Genomic DNA, 21,202 nt, shown 5'->3' with positions numbered 1-21,202 from the left:
GCGAACCATGCATACCTTGAGCAAAATCACCGCCCCCGCCCTGCTCGCCCTGGCCCTGTTCGGCCCGGCTGCCCAGGCTGGCGGGCTGGTCCCGCCACAGGGCTACTACGCCGGGATCGAAAAACTCAAAACCGGCGACAGTGACTTCAAGTGCGAAGCCATCCCCAGGCCCTACACCGACAAGCTGCAGTTTCGCAGCAAGTACGAAGGCTCGGACAAGGCTCGCGCAACCCTGAACAAGGCCTCGGAACAGGCCTTTCGCGACTCCACCGCGAGCATCACCAGCCTTGAGCGCGGCGTCAGCAAGCAGGTCATGCAGTACATGCGCGATGGCCGTCCGCAGCAACTCGACTGCACCCTGCAATGGCTGAGCAGCTGGGCCAGCGCCGATGCGCTGATGTCCACCGACTACAACCACACCGGCAAGTCGATGCGCAAATGGGCGCTGGGCAGCCTGAGCTCGGCCTGGCTGCGCCTGAAGTTCTCCAACTCCCAGCCGCTGGCGGCGCACCAGCAACAGGCCGAACTGATCGAAAAATGGTTCGGGCGCCTGGCCGACCAGGTAGTCAAGGACTGGAGCGACCTGCCGCTGGAGAAGATCAACAACCACTCCTACTGGGCGGCCTGGTCGGTGATGGCTACCGCAGTGGCGACCGACCGCCGCGACCTGTTCGACTGGTCGATCAAGGAATACCGCGTGGCCGCCAACCAGGTCGACGCCCAGGGCTTTTTGCCCAACGAGCTCAAGCGCAAGCAGCGCGCCCTGGCCTATCACAACTATGCCCTGCCGCCGCTGGCGATGATCGCCAGCTTCGCCCAGGCCAACGGCGTCGATGTCCGTCCCGAGAACAACGGCGCCCTCAAGCGCCTGGGTGAACGGGTGCTGGCAGGGTCGAAAGACCCAAGCCCGTTCAAGAGCAAAAACGGCGAGAAACAGGATATGGACGATCTGAAGATCGACAGCAAATACGCCTGGCTCGAACCCTGGTGCAGCCTCTACAGCTGCAACAGCGATGTACTCGGGCGCAAGCACGACATGCAGCCGTTCAAGAGCTTCCGCCTGGGCGGCGACCTGACCCGGGTCTATGACCCGCAGGCCGAACAGAAGAAATGATTGGCTGAAGCAGTACCTGTGGGAGCGGGCTTGACCCGCGATGCTTTAAACACTGCCCCCCGCGTTCCGGCATGGGGGGTTTGGGGGGCTGCTGCCCCGGTTGATAACGACAAGGAGAGATCGGGATGGTGTTTTCATCCAACGTGTTCCTGTTCCTGTTCCTGCCGATCTTTCTCGGCTTGTACTACCTGAGCGGGCAACGCTATCGCAACGCCCTGTTGCTGCTGGCCAGCTACGTGTTCTATGCCTGGTGGCGGGTGGACTTCCTGGCGCTGTTCGCCGGGGTCACCCTGTGGAACTACTGGATCGGCCTCAAGGTCGGCGCCGCCGGCGTGCGCACCAAGCCGGCCCAACGCTGGCTGCTGCTGGGCGTGGCGGTCGACCTGTGCATCCTCGGCTACTTCAAGTACGCCAACTTCGGCGTCGACAGCATCAACGCGATCATGACCTCGTTCGGGCTAGAGCCGTTCATCCTCACCCATGTGCTGCTGCCGATCGGTATCTCGTTCTACATCTTCGAGTCGATCAGCTACATCATCGACGTGTACCGCGGCGACACCCCGGCGACCCGCAACCTGATCGACTTCGCCGCATTCGTAGCGATCTTCCCGCACTTGATCGCCGGCCCCGTGCTGCGCTTCAAGGACCTGGCCGACCAGTTCAACCATCGCACCCACACCCTGGACAAGTTCTCCGAAGGCTGCACGCGCTTCATGCAGGGCTTCATCAAGAAGGTATTCATCGCCGACACCCTGGCGGTGGTCGCCGACCATTGCTTCGCCCTGCAGAACCCGACTACCGGCGATGCCTGGCTTGGCGCCCTGGCCTACACCGCGCAGCTGTACTTCGACTTCTCCGGCTACAGCGACATGGCCATCGGCCTGGGCCTGATGATGGGCTTTCGCTTCATGGAGAACTTCAAGCAGCCGTACATCAGCCAGTCGATCACCGAGTTCTGGCGGCGCTGGCACATCAGCCTGTCGACCTGGCTGCGCGACTACCTGTACATCACCCTGGGTGGTAACCGCGGCGGCACCTTCGCCACCTACCGCAACCTGTTCCTGACCATGCTGCTGGGCGGCCTGTGGCACGGCGCCAACTTCACCTACATCGTCTGGGGCGCCTGGCACGGCATGTGGCTGGCGATCGAGCGGGCCTTGGGCATCAACGCCGCACCGCAGCGCTTCAACCTGGTGCGCTGGGCCTTCACCTTCCTCCTGGTGGTGATGGGCTGGGTGATCTTCCGTGCCGAGAACCTGCACGTCGCCGCACGCATGTACGGCGCCATGTTCAGCTTCAGCGACTGGCAGCTGTCGGAGCTCAACCGCGCCAGCCTCACCGGCCTGCAAGTGGCAACCCTGGTGCTGGCGTACGTGACCCTGGCGTACTTCGGCCTGCGCGACTTCTACCGCAACGCCAAGCCCGAGCCCAAGGCCAGCCCGGTGGCGGTCCATGCCGACGGCAGCCTGAGCCTGGACTGGGGCCTGTACGCCACCCGCGCGCTGGTGCTGCTGTTGTTCGTGGCCTCGATCCTCAAGCTCTCGGCGCAAAGCTACTCGCCGTTTCTCTACTTCCAGTTCTGAGTGAGCCGACCATGACCCGATCATTACGCAAACTCTACGCCCTGCTGTTCCTCGCCCTGTTGCTGGGCCTGGGCCTGTGGTCGCTGGGCGGCCTTGGCAGCTTCCAGCGCACCGCACAGATGACCGCCCTCGACGGCAAGCTGGCCAAGGCCGCCGAGACCCACTACGACGAGCAGTTCCCGCTCAAGCGCATCGGTACCAACCTGTGGGCGGCGCTGGACTTCAAGCTGTTCAACGAAGGCCGCCCGGGTGTGGTACTGGGCCGCGAACACTGGCTGTTCAGTGACGAGGAGTTCAAGCCGGTGGCCAACAGCGACCAGTTCGAACAGGAAAACCTCGCGCTGATCCGTGGTGTGCGCGACACCCTGCAGCAACGTGGCGTGCAACTGGTGCTGGCAATTGTCCCGGCCAAGGCGCGGCTGTATCCGGAGTACGTCGGCGAACAAACCCCGGCCAGCCTGCACACCGACCTGTACAACGAGTTCCATGCCCAGGCCCGCCAGGCCGGCGTGTTCGCCCCTGACCTGCTGGCGCCGCTGCAGGACGCCAAGGCCCGTGGCCAGGTGTTCCTGCGCACCGACACGCACTGGACGCCGCTGGGCGCCGAAGTGGTGGCCCAGCACCTGGCCGCCGCCGTGGCGCGCCAGACCCTGCTCAACGGCGAGCCGCAGCAGTTCGTCACCGAACAGAAGCAGAGCGCGCCGTACAAAGGCGACCTGACCAACTTCCTGCCGCTTGACCCGCTGTTCAGCAACCTCCTGCCGCCGCCGGACACCCTGCAAAAACGCAGCACCCGCCCGGCCCAGGCTGAAGGTGAAAGTGGCGATGCGCTGTTCGCCGACACTGAAATCCCGGTGGCGCTGATCGGCACCAGCTACAGCGCCAACCCCAACTGGAACTTCCTCGGTGCCCTGCAGCAGGCGCTGCGCAGCGACGTGGTCAATTACGCCGAAGACGGCCATGGCCCGCTGCTACCGATGCTCAAGTACCTGCAAACCGACGCCTTCAAGAACAGCGCGCCGCAAGTGCTGATCTGGGAGTTCCCGGAACGTTATCTGCCAATGAAAAACGACCTCAGCGCCTTCGATCCGCAGTGGATCGCCCAGCTGAAAAAAACCCGTAATGCCAATCAAGACCTGGCCCTGTCGTCCCATCGGACGGAAAACTGAAGAGGAAACGCACATGACCTTGCATACCCAAAAACACCGCATCGCCAAAGCCTGCGCCCTGGCCGCAGGTCTGAGCCTGCTCTCGCTGCAAGCTTTCGCTGGCGCCGACGCCGCGCTATACGGCCCGACCGCCCCCAAAGGCTCGACCTTCGTACGCATCTACAACGCCAGCGCTCAACCTGTCAGCGCCAGCGTCGGCAACACCCAGATCAACGAAGTGGCCGCCCAGGGCAGCAGTGACTTCAGCTTCATGCCCCAGGGCGATTACAGCGCCAAGGTCGGCAGCCAGAGCCTGCCGGTCAAGCTCGCCTCCGATCACTACTACACCCTGGTCAACAACGCCTCGGGTCAGCCACAGCTGGTCGAGGAACCACCGTTCAAGAACAAGCAGAAATCCCTGGTAAGGGTGCAGAACCTCAGTAACCAGGCCCTGACCCTGAAGACCGCCGACGGCAAGACCGAAGTGGTCAAGCCGGTGGCCGCCAAGGCTCGCGGCGAGCGCGAGATCAACCCGGTCAAGGTCAGCCTGGCGCTGTATGAAGGCGACAAGAAAGTCAGCGACCTCAAGCCTGTGGCTCTGGAGCGCGGCGAAGCAGCGGTGCTGTATGTCACCGGTTCCGGCAGCAGCCTGTCGCCGGTCTGGGTCAAGCGCCCGGTATCCACTCGTTAACCACCTGCCTATTTCTATTTTTGGAGAACACCCATGATTCCAGTCATTCTGTCCGGTGGTAGCGGTTCGCGTCTGTGGCCCCTGTCGCGCAAGCAGTTCCCCAAGCAGTTCCTGGCCCTGACCGGTGAACACACCTTGTTCCAGCAGACCCTCTCGCGCCTGGTGTTCGAGGGTATGGACGCGCCCATCGTGGTCTGCAACAAGGACCACAAGTTCATCGTCAGCGAGCAACTGCAAAGCCTGAAACTCGAAACCCAGGGCATCCTCATGGAGCCCTTCGGCCGCAACACCGCGCCGGCGGTAGCGCTGACCGCAATGAAACTGGTCAACGAAGGCCGTGACGAACTGATGCTGGTGCTCCCGGCTGACCACGTGATCGACGACCAGAAAGCCCTGCAGCGCGCCCTGGCCCTGGCCACGGTGGCCGCCGAGCGCGGCGAGATGGTGCTGTTCGGGGTACCGGCGACCAAGCCGGAAACCGGCTACGGCTACATCAAGTCGAGCCAGGACGTGCTGCTGCCCGAAGGCGTCAGCCGGGTGGCGCAGTTCGTCGAAAAACCGGACGAAAAACGCGCGGCCGAATTCGTCCGCGCCGGCGGCTACTTCTGGAACAGCGGCATGTTCCTGTTCCGCGCCAGCCGCTTCCTTGAAGAGCTGAAAAAGCACGATGCCGACATCTACGACACCTGCCTGCTGACCCTGGAGCGCAGCGAGGAAGACGGCGACAACCTGAGCATCGACGAAGCCACCTTCGCCTGCTGCCCGGACAACTCCATCGACTACGCGGTGATGGAAAAGACCCAGCGCGCCTGCGTGGTGCCGCTGTCGGCGGGCTGGAGCGATGTCGGTTGCTGGTCGTCGCTGTGGGACGTGCATGAAAAGGACCACAACGGCAACGTCACCAAGGGCGACGTGGTGGTCCAGGACAGCCACAACTGCATGATCCACGGCAACGGCAAGCTGGTGTCGGTGATCGGCCTTGAGAACATCGTCGTGGTCGAGACCAAGGACGCCATGATGATTGCCCACAAGGACAAGGTTCAGGGCGTCAAGCAACTGGTCAACACCCTCAACGAACAGGGCCGCAGCGAAACCCAGAACCACTGCGAGGTATACCGGCCATGGGGCTCGTATGACTCGGTGGACATGGGCGGGCGGTTCCAGGTCAAGCACATCACCGTCAAACCCGGCGCCAGCCTGTCGCTGCAGATGCACCACCACCGCGCCGAACACTGGATCGTGGTGTCCGGCACCGCCGAGGTGACCTGCGACGAGAACGTGTTCCTGCTCACCGAAAACCAGTCCACCTACATCCCGATCGCCTCGGTGCACCGCCTGCGCAACCCGGGCAAGATCCCGCTGGAGATCATCGAAGTGCAGTCCGGCAGCTACCTGGGCGAAGACGATATCGAGCGTTTTGAAGATATCTACGGGCGCTCGACGCCGATCGAACGCGGGATCTCGATCAAGACCATCGCGCAGTAAAACCCCAATCGCGGGGCAAGCCCGCTCCTACACATTGTGGGAGCGGGCTTGCCCCGCGATGCTTTTTGGTTAGGATGAAAGAATACCCGCACACAAGGTTCGCTCCATGTTCATCGGCGCCCTGCTCATCCTCACCTGGCTGGTCCTGTTGCTGCGCTACCCGGCCAAGGCCCTGCCGATTTCCCTGGCGGCGCTGTTCGGCCTGGGGCTGGTGGCGTTGTGGGTGGTGTGGCTGGACAACCGCGAAGCCAGGCAACTGGCCCGCCTGGAGCTGCGCCTGACTTACGCCCCCGAGCAATGCCCGGCCGATCGCCCGCTGCTAGTGCACATCAACAACGGCAACTCGGTGCCACTGGTGGAACTGCGCTGGCGAGTAGCGGCCTATGCCCCGGGCGACACCGTCAACCTGGCCGAAAACACCTACGCCGCCCCGCGCTACCGCGGCCCCGGCGAGCTGCAACCCGGCGCCAGCTGGCAGGAGTGCCTGCCGTTGCCACCGCTGCGTTCCGGCTACCGGCCACAAAGCGTCGACTACCGCGCCGAGCACCTGCAGGGCAGCTTCTCCGACTGATCACCTGGTATTTTTGTCAGGTTACGCCGGCCGGCAAAAGGCGTTGAATAGTGCCCGGACACTCAGCATTGCCGAGGCACGCCATGGTCGATACATCCGATGCGGTACAAGACGAATTTGCGCAGGTGGTGCAGCGCCTCAAGCGCAAGCAACGCTTGCTCAGGCCTCTGGTCATCTGGGTCCACGAGGAAGGTTGCCCAGCCTGCACTACCGGCAAAGACAACCTCATTGCTCTGGCTAAAAGTGGCTACAGCGCTCAGGTCGATTTTTATCTAACAACTTTCCATACCTTTCGCAGCCTGATGCCGCGACGCAAAGTAGAGGTGGTTCCCACGCAATTGCTCTTCAACACCCGGGGAGTACGCAAGCTACTGGCCACCGGCGCCAGCGTCGAGCAACTGAAAAAAGCCCTGGATGAACTTGTACAGCGATGACGTATGATCCTTGGCTGCCCCCCTCGCAGCTCAAGGACAGCACAACATGCCCAACGTCTTGATCACCGGTTGCTCCAGCGGTATCGGCCTGGCCCTGGCCGACGTTTTCAACAATGCGGGCTTTGAAGTCTGGGCCACCGCGCGCAAGGCTGAAGATGTTCAGCGCCTGGCAGACATGGGCTTCACCGCCCGCCAGCTGGACGTCAACGACCCGGCCGCATTGAGCCAACTGGCGGGTGAGCTGGAACAGCACGGCCATGGCCTCGATGTGCTGATCAACAATGCCGGTTACGGTGCCATGGGCCCACTGCTCGACGGCGGCGTCGAGGCCATGCGCCGGCAATTCGAGACCAACGTCTTCGCCCCAGTGGGCGTCACTGGTGCACTGTTTGCCTTACTGCGGCGCAATCGGGGCCTGGTGGTGAACATTGGCAGCGTCTCCGGGGTGCTGGTGACTCCGTTCGCCGGCGCCTATTGCGCCTCCAAAGCCGCAGTCCATGCGCTGAGCGACGCCCTGCGCCTGGAGCTGGCACCTTTTGGCGTACGGGTCATGGAGGTGCAGCCGGGGGCAATCGCCTCGCAGTTCGCCAGTAATGCCGGGCGCGAGGCCGAGCAATTGCTCGACCAAACCTCGCCCTGGTGGCCGCTGCGCGAAGGCATCCGCGCCCGCGCCCGCGCCTCCCAGGACAACCCGACACCGGCCGCCGAGTTCGCCAAAGGCGTGCTTGCGGCCGTGCAGAAAAACCCGTCGCCTGCGCTGGTGCGCCTGGGCAATGGCAGCCGGGCATTGCCGCTACTGGCCAGCTGGCTGCCCAACGGTATGCTGCAAAAGGTCCTGAAAAAACGTTTCGGCTTGAACCGGATGCTGTGATCTTCCCGGTTTTCGGGGACGCGAGCCTGCGATAGCTGACCCTATCGCTAACTATAAATTGCACGCCAGAGCATTTTCCAAAGCGTCGCCAAGGCGAAGAATCCCTACCGTATTTGAACGACTGCGCCAGCCAGCTGTGTTCTTGCCCGCCCTTGAGTCAGGGCTTGCATAGCCCATGTGTGGGCGGAGAAACACAGCCGGCTCAAAGACATTCAGGGAAAAACCTCCAGGATCGGAGCCCCGTGGTCTGGCTGGCAGTCTTTCTCACAAATGCGATCAGGTAAATTCTGGAGTCATTCGTGAAACAAGCTCAACTTCCCCGCAAGATACCCACACAAGCACGCTCGAGGATGATGGTCGAGACCATCCTCAAAACTACCGCCACCGTCGTGGTCAAGCACGGCTACGCCGGTACCAACACCAACCTGGTGGCCCAGCGCGCCGGGGTCAGTGTCGGCTCGGTGTACCAGTACTTCCCGAACAAGGATGCGCTGATCGCCGCCCTCTACGAACGCCACGCGCAGTCGGTCAACCGGGTAATCCTCGATGTCGCCGGCCAGTACGAAGTGGCCGACCTGCAGGCGCACATCAAGCTGCTGGTACGCGCCCTGTTGCACTTGCACCTGCAGGAACCGGAGCTGCATCGGCTGCTCGACAAGGATTTCGCCTTCCTCAGCAATGAATCCAGCGAACACCAGTACAAAGCGCGCATTTCCCAGTCGATCGAGTGCCTGCTGCAGCGCTGGAGCCACCAATTGGCGCACTCCAACCTGCAGTCGGCCGCCTGGCTGACGGCACAGATGATCACCTCGATGGTCAAGGCTTACATCCTCGATGCACCGCAAATCAGCCAGGTGGAAATCGAACAGGCCATCAGTTGCTCGGTAACCGGGCTGCTGTGCTCAAGCCCGAACCCGGTCTTCACCCTGCGCCCGTACTTGCTCGACAGCGCCAACAGCACTCTGGCCCATTCACGCATTCCCGCCGCGTGAAACCTGCACTCGCTGCAACTGCTCGTAGCGTTCCAGCAAACGCCGTGATTGCAGGTAGCTAGGCACTTCCACCACCAGGCCATCGACTTCGGCGCGCACACTGCCGGTACTGGCCGCTTGTTCGAACGCCTCGATCTGCCGCTGTGCCAACTCGGCCTCTGCGGCTGTCGGTGTCAGGTAGCGGTTGGCGACAGCCACATGGGCCGGATTGACCACGCCCTTGGCCTGGTAGCCGATGGATCGGGCAAATTGCATATCCGCCTCGGCGCCGGTGTCATCGGCAAAGGTGTACGGCGAGTCGATGGCCAGTACCCCCGCCGCCGCACATTCGAGCAAAAACCGCGAACGCGGGTAGTAGAGTTCGGTACCGGCGCGGCTGCGCCCGGCGCCCAGGTCGGCGACCATGTCTTCGGTGGCGACCAGCATTGCCTTGATCCGCGGGCTGGAGTGCGCAATCTCGATGGCCCGGACCACCCCCAGTGCGGTTTCGATGTTCGGCACGATCAAGGTCGACCCGGGTTCAATCGCGTAGTGTGCTTCCAGGCGAGTGATCTGCTTGTCCAGCTCGATCATCTGCTCGCACGCCTCGACCTTGGACATCATCACCACTTGCGGACGCGCGGCCATGACCGCTTCGAGGTCTTCGTAGCCGCAGGTTTCGAACGGGTTGATGCGCACCGAGCTGATTCGCCCGCACTCACGCCAGTGCTGCATGATGCGCACCGATAGCGCTCGCGCTTCGGCGCGACGGGAGACCGGGGTGAAATCTTCCAGTTCCTGGACCAGCACGTCGCCGCCACCGTTGAGCGCATCGAGCAGTGCCGCTTCGTCGGCGCCCGGAATGAAGAAGAAGGTGCGGCAAAGCGCCAGGGGATTGTCCTTGGAAACAGCCATGATTACGTCCTGTATGGGAAAAAGAAAAAACAGCGGAAAAATTAGAGCATCGCCAGGCCGCCATCGACGGCGATAGTGGTACCGCTGACGAAGGAAGCCTTGCCCGATAGCAACCAGCAGATCACTTCGGCGGCTTCCTCGGCGCTACCTTCACGGCGCAGGGCCGTCATGCCGTGCAGTTGTTCAAGTTTGCCGGCGTCACGGGTGGTGTCATCGAGCATCGGCGTGCGAATCACGGCCGGGGCGACGCAGTTGACGTTGATACCGCGCGGCCCGAGTTCACGCGCCAGGCCTTTGCTCAGGGTAATGACCGCGCCCTTGCTGGTGGCATAACCCAGGGTGCCGGCCAAGCCGCCACCGCGAATGCCGGCGACACTGGCTACGGTGCAGACACGTCCGCCTGCCGGCATGAGGCGTACGGCCTGCTGCACCACGGCGAAGGTGCCGATCAGGTTGATATCCAGCAACTGGCGCAGCCGCGCAACGCTCAATTGATCGAAAGGCGCGGTATCAACGATGCCGGCGCAGGTCGCCAGGACATCGACGCGGCCCTGCCAGTGTTCGATTTCGCTGAACGCCGCGGCCACCGCCTGCTCATCACACAAGTCCAGGGTGAAGCTGCGATGCTGCGGGCCGATTGCCGCCAGCGTAGTTGCCAGCCCGGCGCCATCGAGGTCCAGGCAGGCCACTCGATAACCCTCGCCAGCCAACTGTCGGGCTGTTGCCGCGCCGATGCCGCTAGCGCCGCCGGTCACCACGGCAACCTTGATTTGTTCCAACATATCAACAGCACTCCTTGAGGCAAACCGTGAACCTTTGATTACCAGCTCACGCCTGTTCGACATGCTAAAAGAATGTCGCCACAACAACTACTCGCTTACTTGACCCTGACAATAACGGGGCCACGCCGCAGCGCGCGCATATTCAACTCGCATTTAACAAACCGCCTAAATATTCGCTGCCTTGACTCGTTATCGCCGAGGAAATGCGAGCAACTTGCAAATCCATTTTATTTTCATCGCGGCAAATCGACGCAGCGCCCCATAACGAACCATAAGGTTCATTTAAAATCCAGCAAGCCCGCGTATTTCCTGCACTGCACCTGGGTAATCACGCAGCAGCGCAGTCGGTTATTTGAATGCGAGTAGCCATAAGATGGCAACTTGCCTAGGATACGAAACAAATTGAAACGTTGTTAAAAGTGACACTTCCCCCATCAACAATGTTTCAAATTTTTTGCAATCTTCAGCCCCACAAATCAATAAAAGGACGTTCACGATGAGCAACAAGGGTTTTGACACCGTCATTGAAATCAAATACCGCGACACCGACTCGATGGGTCATGTCAGCAGCCCGATTTATTATGACTACATGCAACACGCCTACCTCTGCTACATGCACGATCTGCTGAAACTGCCCAAGAGCGAAAAGCTTCCGCACATCATGGTCCGCAGCGAATGCGACTACATCAAGCAAGCCATGTACGGCGAAACCCTGGTGGTCACCAGCGAAGTCGTGAAGTTCGGCACCAAGAGCTTTGAAATCGAACACACCATGCGCCGTCACGACGACAGCAAGGAAGTGGTCGCCAAGGCCAAGTCCTACCACGTCATGTTCGACTACGACAAACAATCCACCATCCCTGTACCGCAAGCATTCAAGGATCAGGTCCTGGCGTTCCAGGAAGGCTGAGCAGCCGCTCAAGGATGACGGTTTCGCCGGGCGCCTTGCGGCCGGCGAACAGACTGCAAAGGTAACCTAGCAATGAAACTCTCCTGGACTCCGCAGCAACATGAGTTGCTGGTGAAATATCGGGAAATCGGTGCCGAGCTGGCCACCGCCCGCAAAACCGCAGCGCCCGGTTTCGATCATTACGGCTGGCAACGCCTGTGCGATGCCGGCCTCTGGCAATTGGTGATTCCGGCCAGCCACGGCGGCCTGGGCGAGGACTGGTGGGGCTTTACCGCCGCCCTCGAAGGCCTGGCCTCGTCGATCCGCACCCCGGAACTGCTGCTCTCGGTGATCGCCCAGGCCGGCATGGTTCGCGCGCTGATGCTGTACGGCAGTGACGAACAGAAAGACCGCTACCTGACCGCGATCCTCAACGGCGCACTGAGTGCCACCGGCATTGCCGAACCGGGTACCGGTACCGATGTGCGCAGCATCCACAGCCTGCTGACGCCGGTCGCCGACGGTTATCGCCTGAATGGCAGCAAGTTCAATATCGCCCACGCGCCAGTGGCCGATTTCATGCTGATCGTGACCAAGCTGGACACCGACGCCAAAGCCAACATCGCCCTGGTCATGATCGACAAGGACACCCCGGGCCTGACCCGCGGCGAACCCGACGACAAGCTCGGCAACAAGCACCTGCCCACCGGTCCCCTGCACTTTGACAACCTGGCCATCCCGGCGTCGCAGGTCCTCGGCCAGCCGGGTCGCGGGCTGCAGCAGTTGATCAAGATCATTTCCCTGGGGCGCTTGTACTACGGCCTGGTCGCCGCCAACCTGCCGACGCCGTTCCTGACCGAGGCCATGCAGTACGCGGCGCAGCGGCAAAGTTTCAACAGCGCCATCGACAACCACCAGTACGTGCAAAAGCGCCTGGTGGATCTGGCCATGGGCATGGAGCGCAATCGCTGGATGGTGTACGCCGCCCTCGATCAACTGCTCAATGACCATCCACAGGCGTTGATGAGCTGCTCGATCGCCAAGCTCGGCGCGGCACAGGACTTCATCAACAGCGCCATCAGCCTGCTCAAGCTGTATGGCAGCCTGGGTTACCACGAAGGCGACATCGCCAACCTGGTCAAGGATGCATTGGGCTTCGCCAGCGTCGGCGGCACCGAAGAAATGCACCAGAAGAACATCTTCAACCAGCTGCTACGCCTGACACAGGCCGCCTGAAGCGGTCGAGCCAGCAGCCCGCAAGCCTTTTTTCGCAACCCCTGCCACCACGCCGGCCAGGCACCCTACGGTCCTGCCCGGTGTGGCACGGCGGCGGGATTCTGCCTGCCTTTTACTCCGCCCATCCATGAAGAGAGCAGATCGGATGCCAACCAAATCGATACCCCTGCACAGAACCCCCGTCGCCCAGATGCCTGCTGCCTTTGCTCAGCCCGTCGACGACCGCTACGAACACGCCAGCCTCGATGAACTGCGCGCGCATCAGTTGCTGCGCCTGCGCCAGAGCCTGGCCCACGCCTACAACAACGTGCCGTGGTACCGCGAGCAGTTCCATGCCCGCGACGTGCACCCCTATGACCTGGAGTCTCTCGAAGACCTGGCCCGCTTCCCGCTGACCAGCAAGGCTGAACTGCGCGAGCATTACCCCTTCGGCCTGTTCGCCGTGCCCATGGACCAGGTGTCACGCCTGCACGCCTCCAGCGGCACCACCGGCAAACCGACCGTGGTCGGCTACACCCGCAACGACATCGAGGTCTGGTCCGCGCTGGTGGCCCGCTCGATCCGCGCCGCCGGCGGCAAGCGCGGCGACCGGATCCATATCGCCTATGGCTACGGCCTGTTCACTGGTGGCCTGGGCGCCCACTACGGCGCCGAGAAACTCGGCTGCACGGTGATCCCGATGTCCGGCGGCCAAACGGCACGCCAGGTGCAACTGCTCAAGGACTTCCAGCCCGACATCATCATGGTCACCCCTTCGTACATGCTCAACATCGCCGAAGAAATCGAGCGCCAGGGCATCAACCCCCACGAGCTGTCGCTGCGGGTCGGGATCTTCGGGGCCGAGCCCTGGGGCCAGCAGATGCGTACCGAGCTTGAGCAACGCCTGGGTATTCAGGCCCTGGATATCTACGGCCTGTCGGAAGTCATGGGCCCGGGCGTGGCCATGGAGCACCTGGACACCAAGGATGGACCGACCCTCTGGGAAGACCATTTCTACCCGGAAATCATCGACCCGCAAACCGGCGAAGTGCTGCCCGACGGCCAGTTCGGCGAACTGGTCCTGACCACCCTGAGCAAGGAAGCACTGCCGATGGTGCGCTACCGCACCCGTGACCTTACCCGCCTGCTGCCGGGCAATGGCCGGGCCATGCGGCGGCTGGACAAGATCACCGGGCGCAGCGACGACATGCTGATCATCCGCGGCGTGAATGTGTTCCCCAGCCAGATCGAGGAACAACTGCTCAACCTGTTCATCTTCAGCCCTGTGCATGAGCTGCAGGTCAGTCGCGAGGGCAACCTCGACTCGTTGACGGTCCAGGTCGAGATGCGCCCGGAACACAGCCGTCTGAGTACCGAGGAGCAGCTTGCTGCCTGCCAGCAGCTCAGCCACCAGATCAAGGTGCACGTGGGCATCAGCACGCGAATCGTCCTGCAGCCGTGCAACACCCTCAAGCGCTCTGAAGGCAAGGCCGGAAAAGTCATCGATCTGCGCGGCAAACGCTAAAGGCCTGTTGCCCGTCCCCCCTCAAAGGACTCACGAGGTTGACCCCATCATGGATATGACCATTGGCGATTTTCTCCTGCGTCGCCTGCAGGAATTCGGCATCCGCCATCTGTTCGGCGTGCCCGGCGACTACAACCTGACCCTGCTCGAACAGGTCGAAGCCCTGCCCGAGCTGCGCTTCATTGGCAACTGCAACGAACTCAACGCCGCCTATGCCGCCGACGGCTACGCCCGCACCCAGGGCTTTGGCGCGGTACTGACCACCTACGGGGTTGGCGACTTGAGCGCCCTCAACGGCATTGCCGGCGCCTATGCCGAGCGGGTCCCGGTGATCATGATTTCCGGCATGCCGCCCTTGCACGCGATCATCGACCGCGCCCTGATGCACCACACCCTGTGCGACGGCAACTACGACAACATCATGGTCACCTTGCGCCAGTTCACCGTGGCCCAGGCGCGCATTACCGTGGAAAACGCCGCCCAGGAAATCGACCGGGTGCTGCAGACCTGTTTCCGCGAACGCCGCCCGGTGTACCTGCAACTGCCGTCGGACCTGGCCTGCCTGCACATCGAAGTGCCCGACACGCCGCTGCAGCTGAGCGAGACCCGCAGCGAGCCCGGCCAACTGCACAGCGTGGTCAGCCAACTGCAGCAGCGCCTGGCCAGTGCCAGAAACCCGGTATTGCTGGTGGACATCGATGTCGAGCGTTTCGGCCTGAGCGCACAGGTGCTCGAACTGATCGAGCGCCTCGATCTGCCCTTTGCCAATCTGCCGCCAGCCAAGGCCATGCTGCCCGAGTCGCATCCGCTGTTCCTCGGCACCTATGCCGGTGCGGGCTCGGCACCGAGCGTGCGCGAAGCCATCGAGCAAGCCGATTGCGTGATCAGCATCGGCGCCCGCTTCACCGACACCAGCACCGCGCTGTTCTCGCAAAAATTCAAAGACGGCGCGCTGATCCAGTTGCAGCCGTATGCCGCCTCGCTGGGCAAAGTGCACTACAACGCGGTGAGCATGCGCCAGGTGCTGGAGAAACTCGTTCAGCAACCGCCGACACTTCGCGCCACACCGCGGCAGATTCCACCGTTCAGCGCACCGCCAGCCGTGCGCGCCTTGCCTGAGCAACCGCTCAGCCAGTTGCGCTTCTGGCAGCGCATGGCGCACCTGATCAAGGGCGACGAGCTGATCATTGCTGAAAGCGGGACGTCTTCGGCGGGGCTCAACGGCCTGCGCATGCCCAGCGGCGTGACCTACATCACCCAGCCTATCTGGGGCTCGATCGGCTACACCCTGCCGGCCCTGCTCGGCAGCCTGCTGGCCCAACCGGAACGGCGGCAGATGCTGTTCATTGGTGACGGCTCGTTGCAGATGACCGTGCAAGAGCTGTCGACCATCCTCGCCCACCAGCTCAAGCCGGTGATCTTCCTGATCAACAACGATGGCTACACCATCGAGCGTCTGATCCTCGGCGAGAATTCCAGTTACAACGACATCAACCCCTGGCGCTACGCGCAACTGCCGCAGGTGCTCGATACCCGCGATCGCTCGCGGCACTTCACCGTGCATACCGAAGATCAGTTGGAAGCCGCCCTGGTCGAAGCTGAAGGCGCTGACAGCCTGGTGTTCATTGAAGTGGTGATGGAACGCATGGACGCGCCGGAATCACTCAAGCGCTTCGCCCGCCTGTTTGCCGAGTTCGACTACGGCCTGCAACCGCTCACCCAGCCGGCAATCGCCAGCTGAAACCCGGGCCTGGGCGACCGCAGTCGCCCAGGCCGCGGGTGATCAGGCAATCGAGCGGACCACCCCGCCATCCACGCGCATGGCCGCACCGGTCGTGGCACTGGCCTGACGTGAGGCCAGGTAGACCACCAGGCTGGCAACTTCCTCGACCGTCGCCAGACGCTTGATGATCGAGCTGGAACGATGCTCGGCGATGAAGTTGGCTTCCAGCTCCTCGACAGGCACACCCTGCTCTTCGGCCATCTGGCTGAAGAAGCCACCGACGCCTTCCGAGCGGGTCGGCCCCGGCAACACCGCGTTGACAGTCACCCCGGTACCGGCCAGGGTTTCCGCCAGGCCGCGGGACACCGCCAGCAAGGCGGTCTTGGTGGTGCCGTAATGAACCATCTCGGTCGGGATCTGCAACGCCGATTCACTCGACAGGAACAACACCCGGCCCCATTCACGCTCGGCCATGGCCGGGGCATAGTGACGCGACAGGCGCACCGCGCTCATCACGTTGACCTCGAAGAAACGCCGCCAGTCATCGTCGCTGATGTCAAAGAAGCCCTTGGGTTCGAAGATCCCCAGGTTATTCACCAGAATGTCGGTATCCGGCACCTTGGCAAACAGCGTCTCGGCCCCCTCGACAGTTCCCAGGTCGGCCGTCACACCGGTCACTCGCGCGCCCGGCAACTTGCGCTGGATCTGTTCGATCGCGCGGGTCACCCGTGCCTTGCTGCGCCCGTTGATCACTACCTCAGCGCCCGCTTCGGCCAAGCCGAAGGCAATGGCAAAGCCGATACCGGCCGTGGAGCCGCTGACGATCGCACGTTTGCCGTGCAAGGAAATATTCATACCTGCGTCCTTATATGGATGAAATGTGAGCCCACAAACAGCACGCCGCCAACAGCCCCACAGGCTGTTGGCCACGGCCTCATGGCTGTTTGACCACTGCCTTCATTCAAGTTCGGCAGTGGCCTGGAGCGAAGGCGCAAAAGATTGCCAACCGCCGCCCAGGGATTTGTACAACCCGACCATCGCCAGCGAGGTCGCCGCGCTGCTTTCGACCCACTGCTCCTGGTTGGCCAGCAGCGTGCCCTGCACGGTCAACACGTTGAGAAAGTCCACCGCGCCTTCCACGTACTGGCGCTGCGCGGTATCCAGGGCCACCCGGCTCTGGCGCACGGCTTCGTCAAGCAAGTCACGACGCAACTGGCTGGCGTTGTACAAGCGCAGCACATCGTCGATTTCGTGCCAGGCGCGCAATACCACCTGCTGGTACTGCAACGCTGCCTCCTGCTGTTGCGCCTCGCGCAGCTTGAGTACGCCCTTGAGCTGCCCGCCTTCAAAGATCGGCAGGCTCAACTGCGGGCCAATGGCAAAACGGCGGGAACTCCAGTTACCGAAGTCCGAGAGCTGCAGCGACTGGAAGCCGGCGCTGCCGGACAGGCGGATACTCGGGTAGAAATTGGCCTTGGCCACGCCGATGCTGGCCGTGGCCGCATGCAACTGGGCCTGGGCCTGCCGGATGTCCGGTCGGCGCTCGGCCAGTTCCGATGGCAAGCCCATGGCAAAGCGCTGGGCCGTGCGCGGCAACTCGACCGGCGCGAGCAATTCGTTCTGCAGGCTGCGCGGCGGTTCGGCCAGCAGCAGGCTCAAGGCGTTGATCAATTGCGCCTGGCGGTCTTCCAGGGCGGGCACCCGTGCCTCGATCGAAGCCACTTGGGCGGCGGCCTGGGCGACATCCAGGTTGGTCGCCACGCCATCGTTCAGGCGCATCTGCGACAGGCGCAAACTGTGCCGGGAAACATCCAGGTTCTCGCGCACCACCGCCAGCGTGCTCTGCACCGCACGCAACTGAATGTAGTCACGCGCGGTTTCGGCCAGCAACGACAACAGCACACCCTGGCGATCGTTTTCGGCCACTTCGACGCTGGCGTCAGCGGCCTCCACTTCGCGGCGCACGCGGCCCCACAGGTCCAGTTCCCAGGAGGCGGTGAAGTCGCCGTTCCAGAGGTTGAAGGCCGACTTGCCGCCCTTGCCGGACGGGTCGTTGAGCCCTTCGGCACTGTTGCGCGCGCGGCTGTAGCCGGCGTTGAGGTCCACCGCCGGGTACTTGTCGGAGGCGATGCTCATGCGCACCGCGCGGCTTTGCATCAGCCGCGAGGTGGCAATCTGCAGGTCGATGTTGCGCTCCACTGCGCGCTGGATCAGCGCCGACAATTGCCGGTCGTTGAAGGTTTCCCACCAGCGCGCCTCCAGCGGCGCTTGCACGGGCTGGCTGGGCGCCGGCTGCTCTTGCAGCGTCGGCCAGGCCGAAGGCGCGCTGGATTTCGGCGCTTCGAAATCCGGGCCGACGGTACAGGCACTCAAGGTCAGCGTGGCGCCAAGCACCAGGGGCGAAGCCGTGTATGCAATTCTCATCGAACACTGACCTCGTTACCCGCCTCGGCCTTGGCCTTGGCCTTGCTCTGGGTGTCGATCTTCGCCACCACCGACATGCCCACCCGCAGGCGTTCGAGCAGCGGCTGGTCGGCATCGAAGACGATCTTCACCGGAATGCGCTGCACCACCTTGGTGAAGTTGCCGGTGGCGTTGTCCGGCTTGACCGCCGCAAAGGTCAGGCCGGTGGCCGGGGCGACACTCTGCACGCGACCGCGCAGGCGTTCGCCGGCAAAGGTATCGACGCTGACCTCGACGATTTGCCCGGGCATCACGTGGGTCAATTGGGTTTCCTGGAAGTTACCGATCACATAGGCCCGCTCCAGCGGCACCACCGAGAGCATCCGCGCCCCCGGATTGACGTAGGCCCCCACGCGTACCGCACGCTCGCCGACCATGCCGTCGATCGGCGCGACGATGGTGGTGTAGGACAGGTCCAGGCGGGCACGATCAAGCGCCGCCTCGGCATGCTTGAGGCCGCCCTGGGCCGCATCGACCTGGGCGGTGAGGATATCGATCTGCTTGCGTGCCGCCGCCAGCGCCGCACTGGAGTTGGCCAGCCGGGCACGGGCCTGGTCGACCCGGCTGCGCGCCTGCTGGGCGTTCTGCACGGTGCCGGCGCCCTGCTCGGCCAGGCGGCTATGGCGGGTCAGTTCGTGGTTGGCGAAGGCCAGCTCCGCTTCGTCGGCCGACACGGTCGCCTGGGCCTGGGAAATCAAAGATGCCTGACGTTCCAGGGTGGCCTTGGCGTTCTGCGCCTGGGCCTTGGACATCAGCAACTGCGCTTCGGCCGCAGCCAGCGCGGCCTGAAAATCGCGATCATCGATCACTGCCAGGGTCTGCCCGGCCTTGACCCGCTGGTTGTCCTCGACCAGCACCTGCTTGATGAAACCTGAAACTTTCGGCGCGACCACGGTGTAGTCGGCCGAGACATAGGCATCGTTGGTCGATTGCACGCCGCCGGAACCGAAGATCGAGGGCAAGGCAGTGAAGGCTATGCCGCCGACGATAATCACCGCCGCTGCAATCATGGCCAATTTATGGTTTTTACTTAGGGTCATTACGACTTTCTCTCTCAGCAGGAACGCTATGCCACCGCACGGGGTGGATAGATCCGGGTGGGCACAAAAGGAATCAGCAGGATCAACGCCAGCGCCAACAGCGCCATGCACAGGTAGAGGTCGGCCGAGGTCAGCACTACGGCCTGCTCATGGATACGCTTGGCCAGGCCCGGGGCGCTGGCATCGGCCAGGGGTGAGTTACCGAGGTTGTCCACCAGCATGTTCGAGTGAAAATGCCGGCGTACGGTGGTGAGCGCCTCCAGCACCCCGGCGGCGACCACCGAGGCCAGGCCTTTGACGGTGTTGAACCAGGCCGAGGCGAACGGGCCGTCTTGCGGGGTCATGCCGCCCGTGGCGAGCATCAGCAGCGGGATCACCGCCATCGGCTGGCCGAAGATCTGGAACAGTTGCAGCACGTAGAAGTTGTCGCGAATCCACTGCGAGGTGATCATCGTGCCGCCAAAGCACGACACCGCCAGCATCCCCAGGCCAATGGCCAGAACCCAGCGGCAGTCCACCGCGCGGATGTTGCACAGCGCGGCGGTCAGCGGCAGCGCCAGCAACTGCGGCAAGGCCACCAGCAACATCACCGGGCCGGTCTGCACCGGCCGGTAGCCCTGGATCTGGGCGAGGAAACTGGACGGAATGATGATCACCGCCGAGAGCACCACCAACACCCCGCCCAAGGTGACCAGGGCATGGGTGAGGTTGCGGTTGCTGAGCATCTGCAGCTTGAAGAACGGCAGCGGGTGCGACCATTCATTGATCATGAACAGCACCAACAGCGCCAGGCCGCCGCCCAGCAGCCAGCAGATCAGCGGCGAGTTGAACCAGCCGAAGCGATCGCCCTGGCTCAGGCCGATGACAATCGAACAGATGGCCGGCAGCCCCAGCAGCAACCCGCGCCAGTCAAACTGCTTGAAGCGCTCCAGGCGCAGCGGGTCTTGCGGCAGCCCCCAGGCCACGCAGGCCATGGCCAGCAGCGACGGCAGGATGATCTGCCAGAACGCCCATTGCCAACCGACATACTCGGTCCACATGCCCGCCAGCGGCAGGCCCAGGCTCGGGCCGAAGGTAGCGGTCAAGGCGTAGCCGGCCAGGCCATAGAGCTTGATGCCAGGCGGCAGGAAACGCAGCGCCACACTCATCAGCATCGGCGGCAAGGCGCCACCGGCAAAGCCCTGCAGGGTGCGCAGCACCATCAGGGTTTCCTGGTTGGGTGCGAACGGGCACAGCAGGCCGAGCAGGGCAAAGGCGCCAATGGCACAGAGGGTGAAGCGACGCAGGGAAAAGGTCACCGAGCACCAGGGCGCGAAGGCCATGGCCGAGACCGAGGTCGCCGAGTACAGGGCGACCAGCCACGAACCTTCGTCAGAGCCGATGTGCATGCCACCACGAATATCGGCCAGGGCCATTTTCGTGACCATTTCGTTGAGGCCGGCACACAGCACCGCCAGCAGCACACCGAGCAGGCCGATGACGATGCGCGGGCCGAAGGCGGCCGGTGCCGCAGGCTTGGCCGGAGCCGGGGCCGGTGCGGCGACAACCGCCGCACCCGGGGTGGCCAGGGCCTCCAGCGAACTCATGGCCTGCCCCCGGGAACAGGCGCAGGGGCACGGTAAAACAGGGACACGCACATGGCTTCAGAACTCCGGGTAATTGAGGTACCCGGCAAGTCTATGGAGGCCGATTACTGACGAAAACTGACATATTCGCAGCTTTATGCTGCATGAGACGCAACTATACAATCAGGTATATATAAGCGCTCAAATGCATCAATCT

Annotated in this window: 19 protein-coding genes; 13 read left to right on the top strand and 6 right to left on the bottom strand. The window is 62.9% G+C overall.

Translation table 11 applies throughout. The annotated features are described in order from the left end of the window. Positions 1-7 precede the first annotated feature (7 nt). The 9 genes from F8N82_RS02000 to F8N82_RS01960 all read left to right on the top strand — a co-directional run bounded on the left by F8N82_RS02000 (position 8) and on the right by F8N82_RS01960 (position 8,889). Positions 8-1,114, top strand: a complete 1,107-nt coding sequence (locus F8N82_RS02000) for a mannuronate-specific alginate lyase (RefSeq protein ID WP_038998813.1) — start codon at positions 8-10, stop codon at positions 1,112-1,114. Between the two features lie 125 nt (positions 1,115-1,239). After that, positions 1,240-2,697: an MBOAT family O-acyltransferase gene (locus F8N82_RS01995; protein WP_038998810.1), complete on the top strand. Its 1,458-nt coding sequence runs from the start codon at positions 1,240-1,242 to the stop codon at positions 2,695-2,697. Between the two features lie 11 nt (positions 2,698-2,708). Then, positions 2,709-3,866 carry an alginate O-acetyltransferase gene (locus F8N82_RS01990; protein WP_038998809.1) on the top strand — a complete coding sequence of 386 codons (1,158 nt, stop codon included), beginning with the start codon at positions 2,709-2,711 and terminating at the stop codon, positions 3,864-3,866. 13 nt (positions 3,867-3,879) lie between these two features. Next, on the top strand, positions 3,880-4,536 hold the full coding sequence (locus F8N82_RS01985; protein ID WP_038998807.1) for an alginate O-acetyltransferase AlgF: 657 nt from the start codon (positions 3,880-3,882) through the stop codon (positions 4,534-4,536). A 33-nt stretch (positions 4,537-4,569) separates the two neighbouring features. Beyond that, entirely contained in the window at positions 4,570-6,021 is a 1,452-nt protein-coding gene (locus F8N82_RS01980; protein WP_038998806.1) for a mannose-1-phosphate guanylyltransferase/mannose-6-phosphate isomerase, read from the top strand. A gap of 106 nt (positions 6,022-6,127) precedes the next feature. Next, positions 6,128-6,592, top strand: a complete 465-nt coding sequence (locus F8N82_RS01975; RefSeq protein WP_038998804.1) for a hypothetical protein — start codon at positions 6,128-6,130, stop codon at positions 6,590-6,592. Positions 6,593-6,675: 83 nt separating this feature from the next. Beyond that, positions 6,676-7,026 (top strand): hypothetical protein, encoded by a 351-nt coding sequence (locus F8N82_RS01970; RefSeq protein ID WP_038998803.1) that lies wholly within the window; start codon positions 6,676-6,678, stop codon positions 7,024-7,026. A 46-nt stretch (positions 7,027-7,072) separates the two neighbouring features. Continuing rightward, entirely contained in the window at positions 7,073-7,897 is an 825-nt protein-coding gene (locus F8N82_RS01965; RefSeq protein ID WP_038998802.1) for an SDR family oxidoreductase, read from the top strand. 299 nt (positions 7,898-8,196) lie between these two features. After that, entirely contained in the window at positions 8,197-8,889 is a 693-nt protein-coding gene (locus F8N82_RS01960) for a TetR/AcrR family transcriptional regulator (protein ID WP_141231051.1), read from the top strand. On the opposite strand, the gene F8N82_RS01955 is transcribed toward F8N82_RS01960, so the two are convergent. Then, positions 8,869-9,783 (bottom strand): HpcH/HpaI aldolase/citrate lyase family protein, encoded by a 915-nt coding sequence (locus tag F8N82_RS01955; protein ID WP_038998801.1) that lies wholly within the window; start codon positions 9,781-9,783, stop codon positions 8,869-8,871. The two genes, F8N82_RS01960 and F8N82_RS01955, sit on opposite strands and share 21 nt — an antisense overlap. A 41-nt stretch (positions 9,784-9,824) precedes the next feature. Further along, entirely contained in the window at positions 9,825-10,565 is a 741-nt protein-coding gene (locus F8N82_RS01950; protein ID WP_038998800.1) for an SDR family NAD(P)-dependent oxidoreductase, read from the bottom strand. A gap of 496 nt (positions 10,566-11,061) precedes the next feature. On the opposite strand from F8N82_RS01950, the gene F8N82_RS01945 reads away from it, so the two are divergent. The 4 genes from F8N82_RS01945 (at position 11,062) to F8N82_RS01930 (ending at position 15,935) form a co-directional block, all read left to right on the top strand. Beyond that, positions 11,062-11,475 (top strand): acyl-CoA thioesterase, encoded by a 414-nt coding sequence (locus F8N82_RS01945; protein ID WP_038998799.1) that lies wholly within the window; start codon positions 11,062-11,064, stop codon positions 11,473-11,475. Positions 11,476-11,547: 72 nt separating this feature from the next. Next, complete coding sequence (locus tag F8N82_RS01940) at positions 11,548-12,690, top strand: acyl-CoA dehydrogenase family protein (RefSeq protein WP_038998798.1); 1,143 nt, start codon at positions 11,548-11,550, stop codon at positions 12,688-12,690. A 190-nt stretch (positions 12,691-12,880) separates the two neighbouring features. Continuing rightward, a complete protein-coding gene (paaK, locus tag F8N82_RS01935; protein WP_038998797.1) occupies positions 12,881-14,194 on the top strand; it encodes a phenylacetate--CoA ligase PaaK in 1,314 nt (437 codons plus the stop codon). 49 nt (positions 14,195-14,243) lie between these two features. After that, complete coding sequence (locus tag F8N82_RS01930) at positions 14,244-15,935, top strand: alpha-keto acid decarboxylase family protein (RefSeq protein WP_038998796.1); 1,692 nt, start codon at positions 14,244-14,246, stop codon at positions 15,933-15,935. 42 nt (positions 15,936-15,977) lie between these two features. On the opposite strand, the gene F8N82_RS01925 is transcribed toward F8N82_RS01930, so the two are convergent. The 4 genes from F8N82_RS01925 to F8N82_RS01910 all read right to left on the bottom strand — a co-directional run bounded on the left by F8N82_RS01925 (position 15,978) and on the right by F8N82_RS01910 (position 21,006). Next, the gene (locus tag F8N82_RS01925; protein ID WP_038998794.1) at positions 15,978-16,772 is read right to left on the bottom strand and encodes an SDR family NAD(P)-dependent oxidoreductase; all 795 of its coding nucleotides are present in this window, start codon (positions 16,770-16,772) and stop codon (positions 15,978-15,980) included. A gap of 102 nt (positions 16,773-16,874) precedes the next feature. Beyond that, entirely contained in the window at positions 16,875-18,341 is a 1,467-nt protein-coding gene (locus F8N82_RS01920) for an efflux transporter outer membrane subunit (RefSeq protein ID WP_038998793.1), read from the bottom strand. Beyond that, positions 18,338-19,390 carry an HlyD family secretion protein gene (locus F8N82_RS01915; protein WP_224793706.1) on the bottom strand — a complete coding sequence of 351 codons (1,053 nt, stop codon included), beginning with the start codon at positions 19,388-19,390 and terminating at the stop codon, positions 18,338-18,340. Before F8N82_RS01915 ends, F8N82_RS01920 begins: the two co-directional genes overlap by 4 nt. A 56-nt stretch (positions 19,391-19,446) precedes the next feature. Next, a complete protein-coding gene (locus tag F8N82_RS01910; protein WP_095162184.1) occupies positions 19,447-21,006 on the bottom strand; it encodes an MFS transporter in 1,560 nt (519 codons plus the stop codon). Between the last annotated feature and the right edge of the window lie 196 nt (positions 21,007-21,202).

The sequence above is a fragment of the Pseudomonas fluorescens genome, from assembly GCF_902497775.2.
Taxonomy (GTDB): domain Bacteria; phylum Pseudomonadota; class Gammaproteobacteria; order Pseudomonadales; family Pseudomonadaceae; genus Aquipseudomonas; species Aquipseudomonas putida_F.
This window is presented reverse-complemented; position numbering and strand designations above follow the sequence as displayed.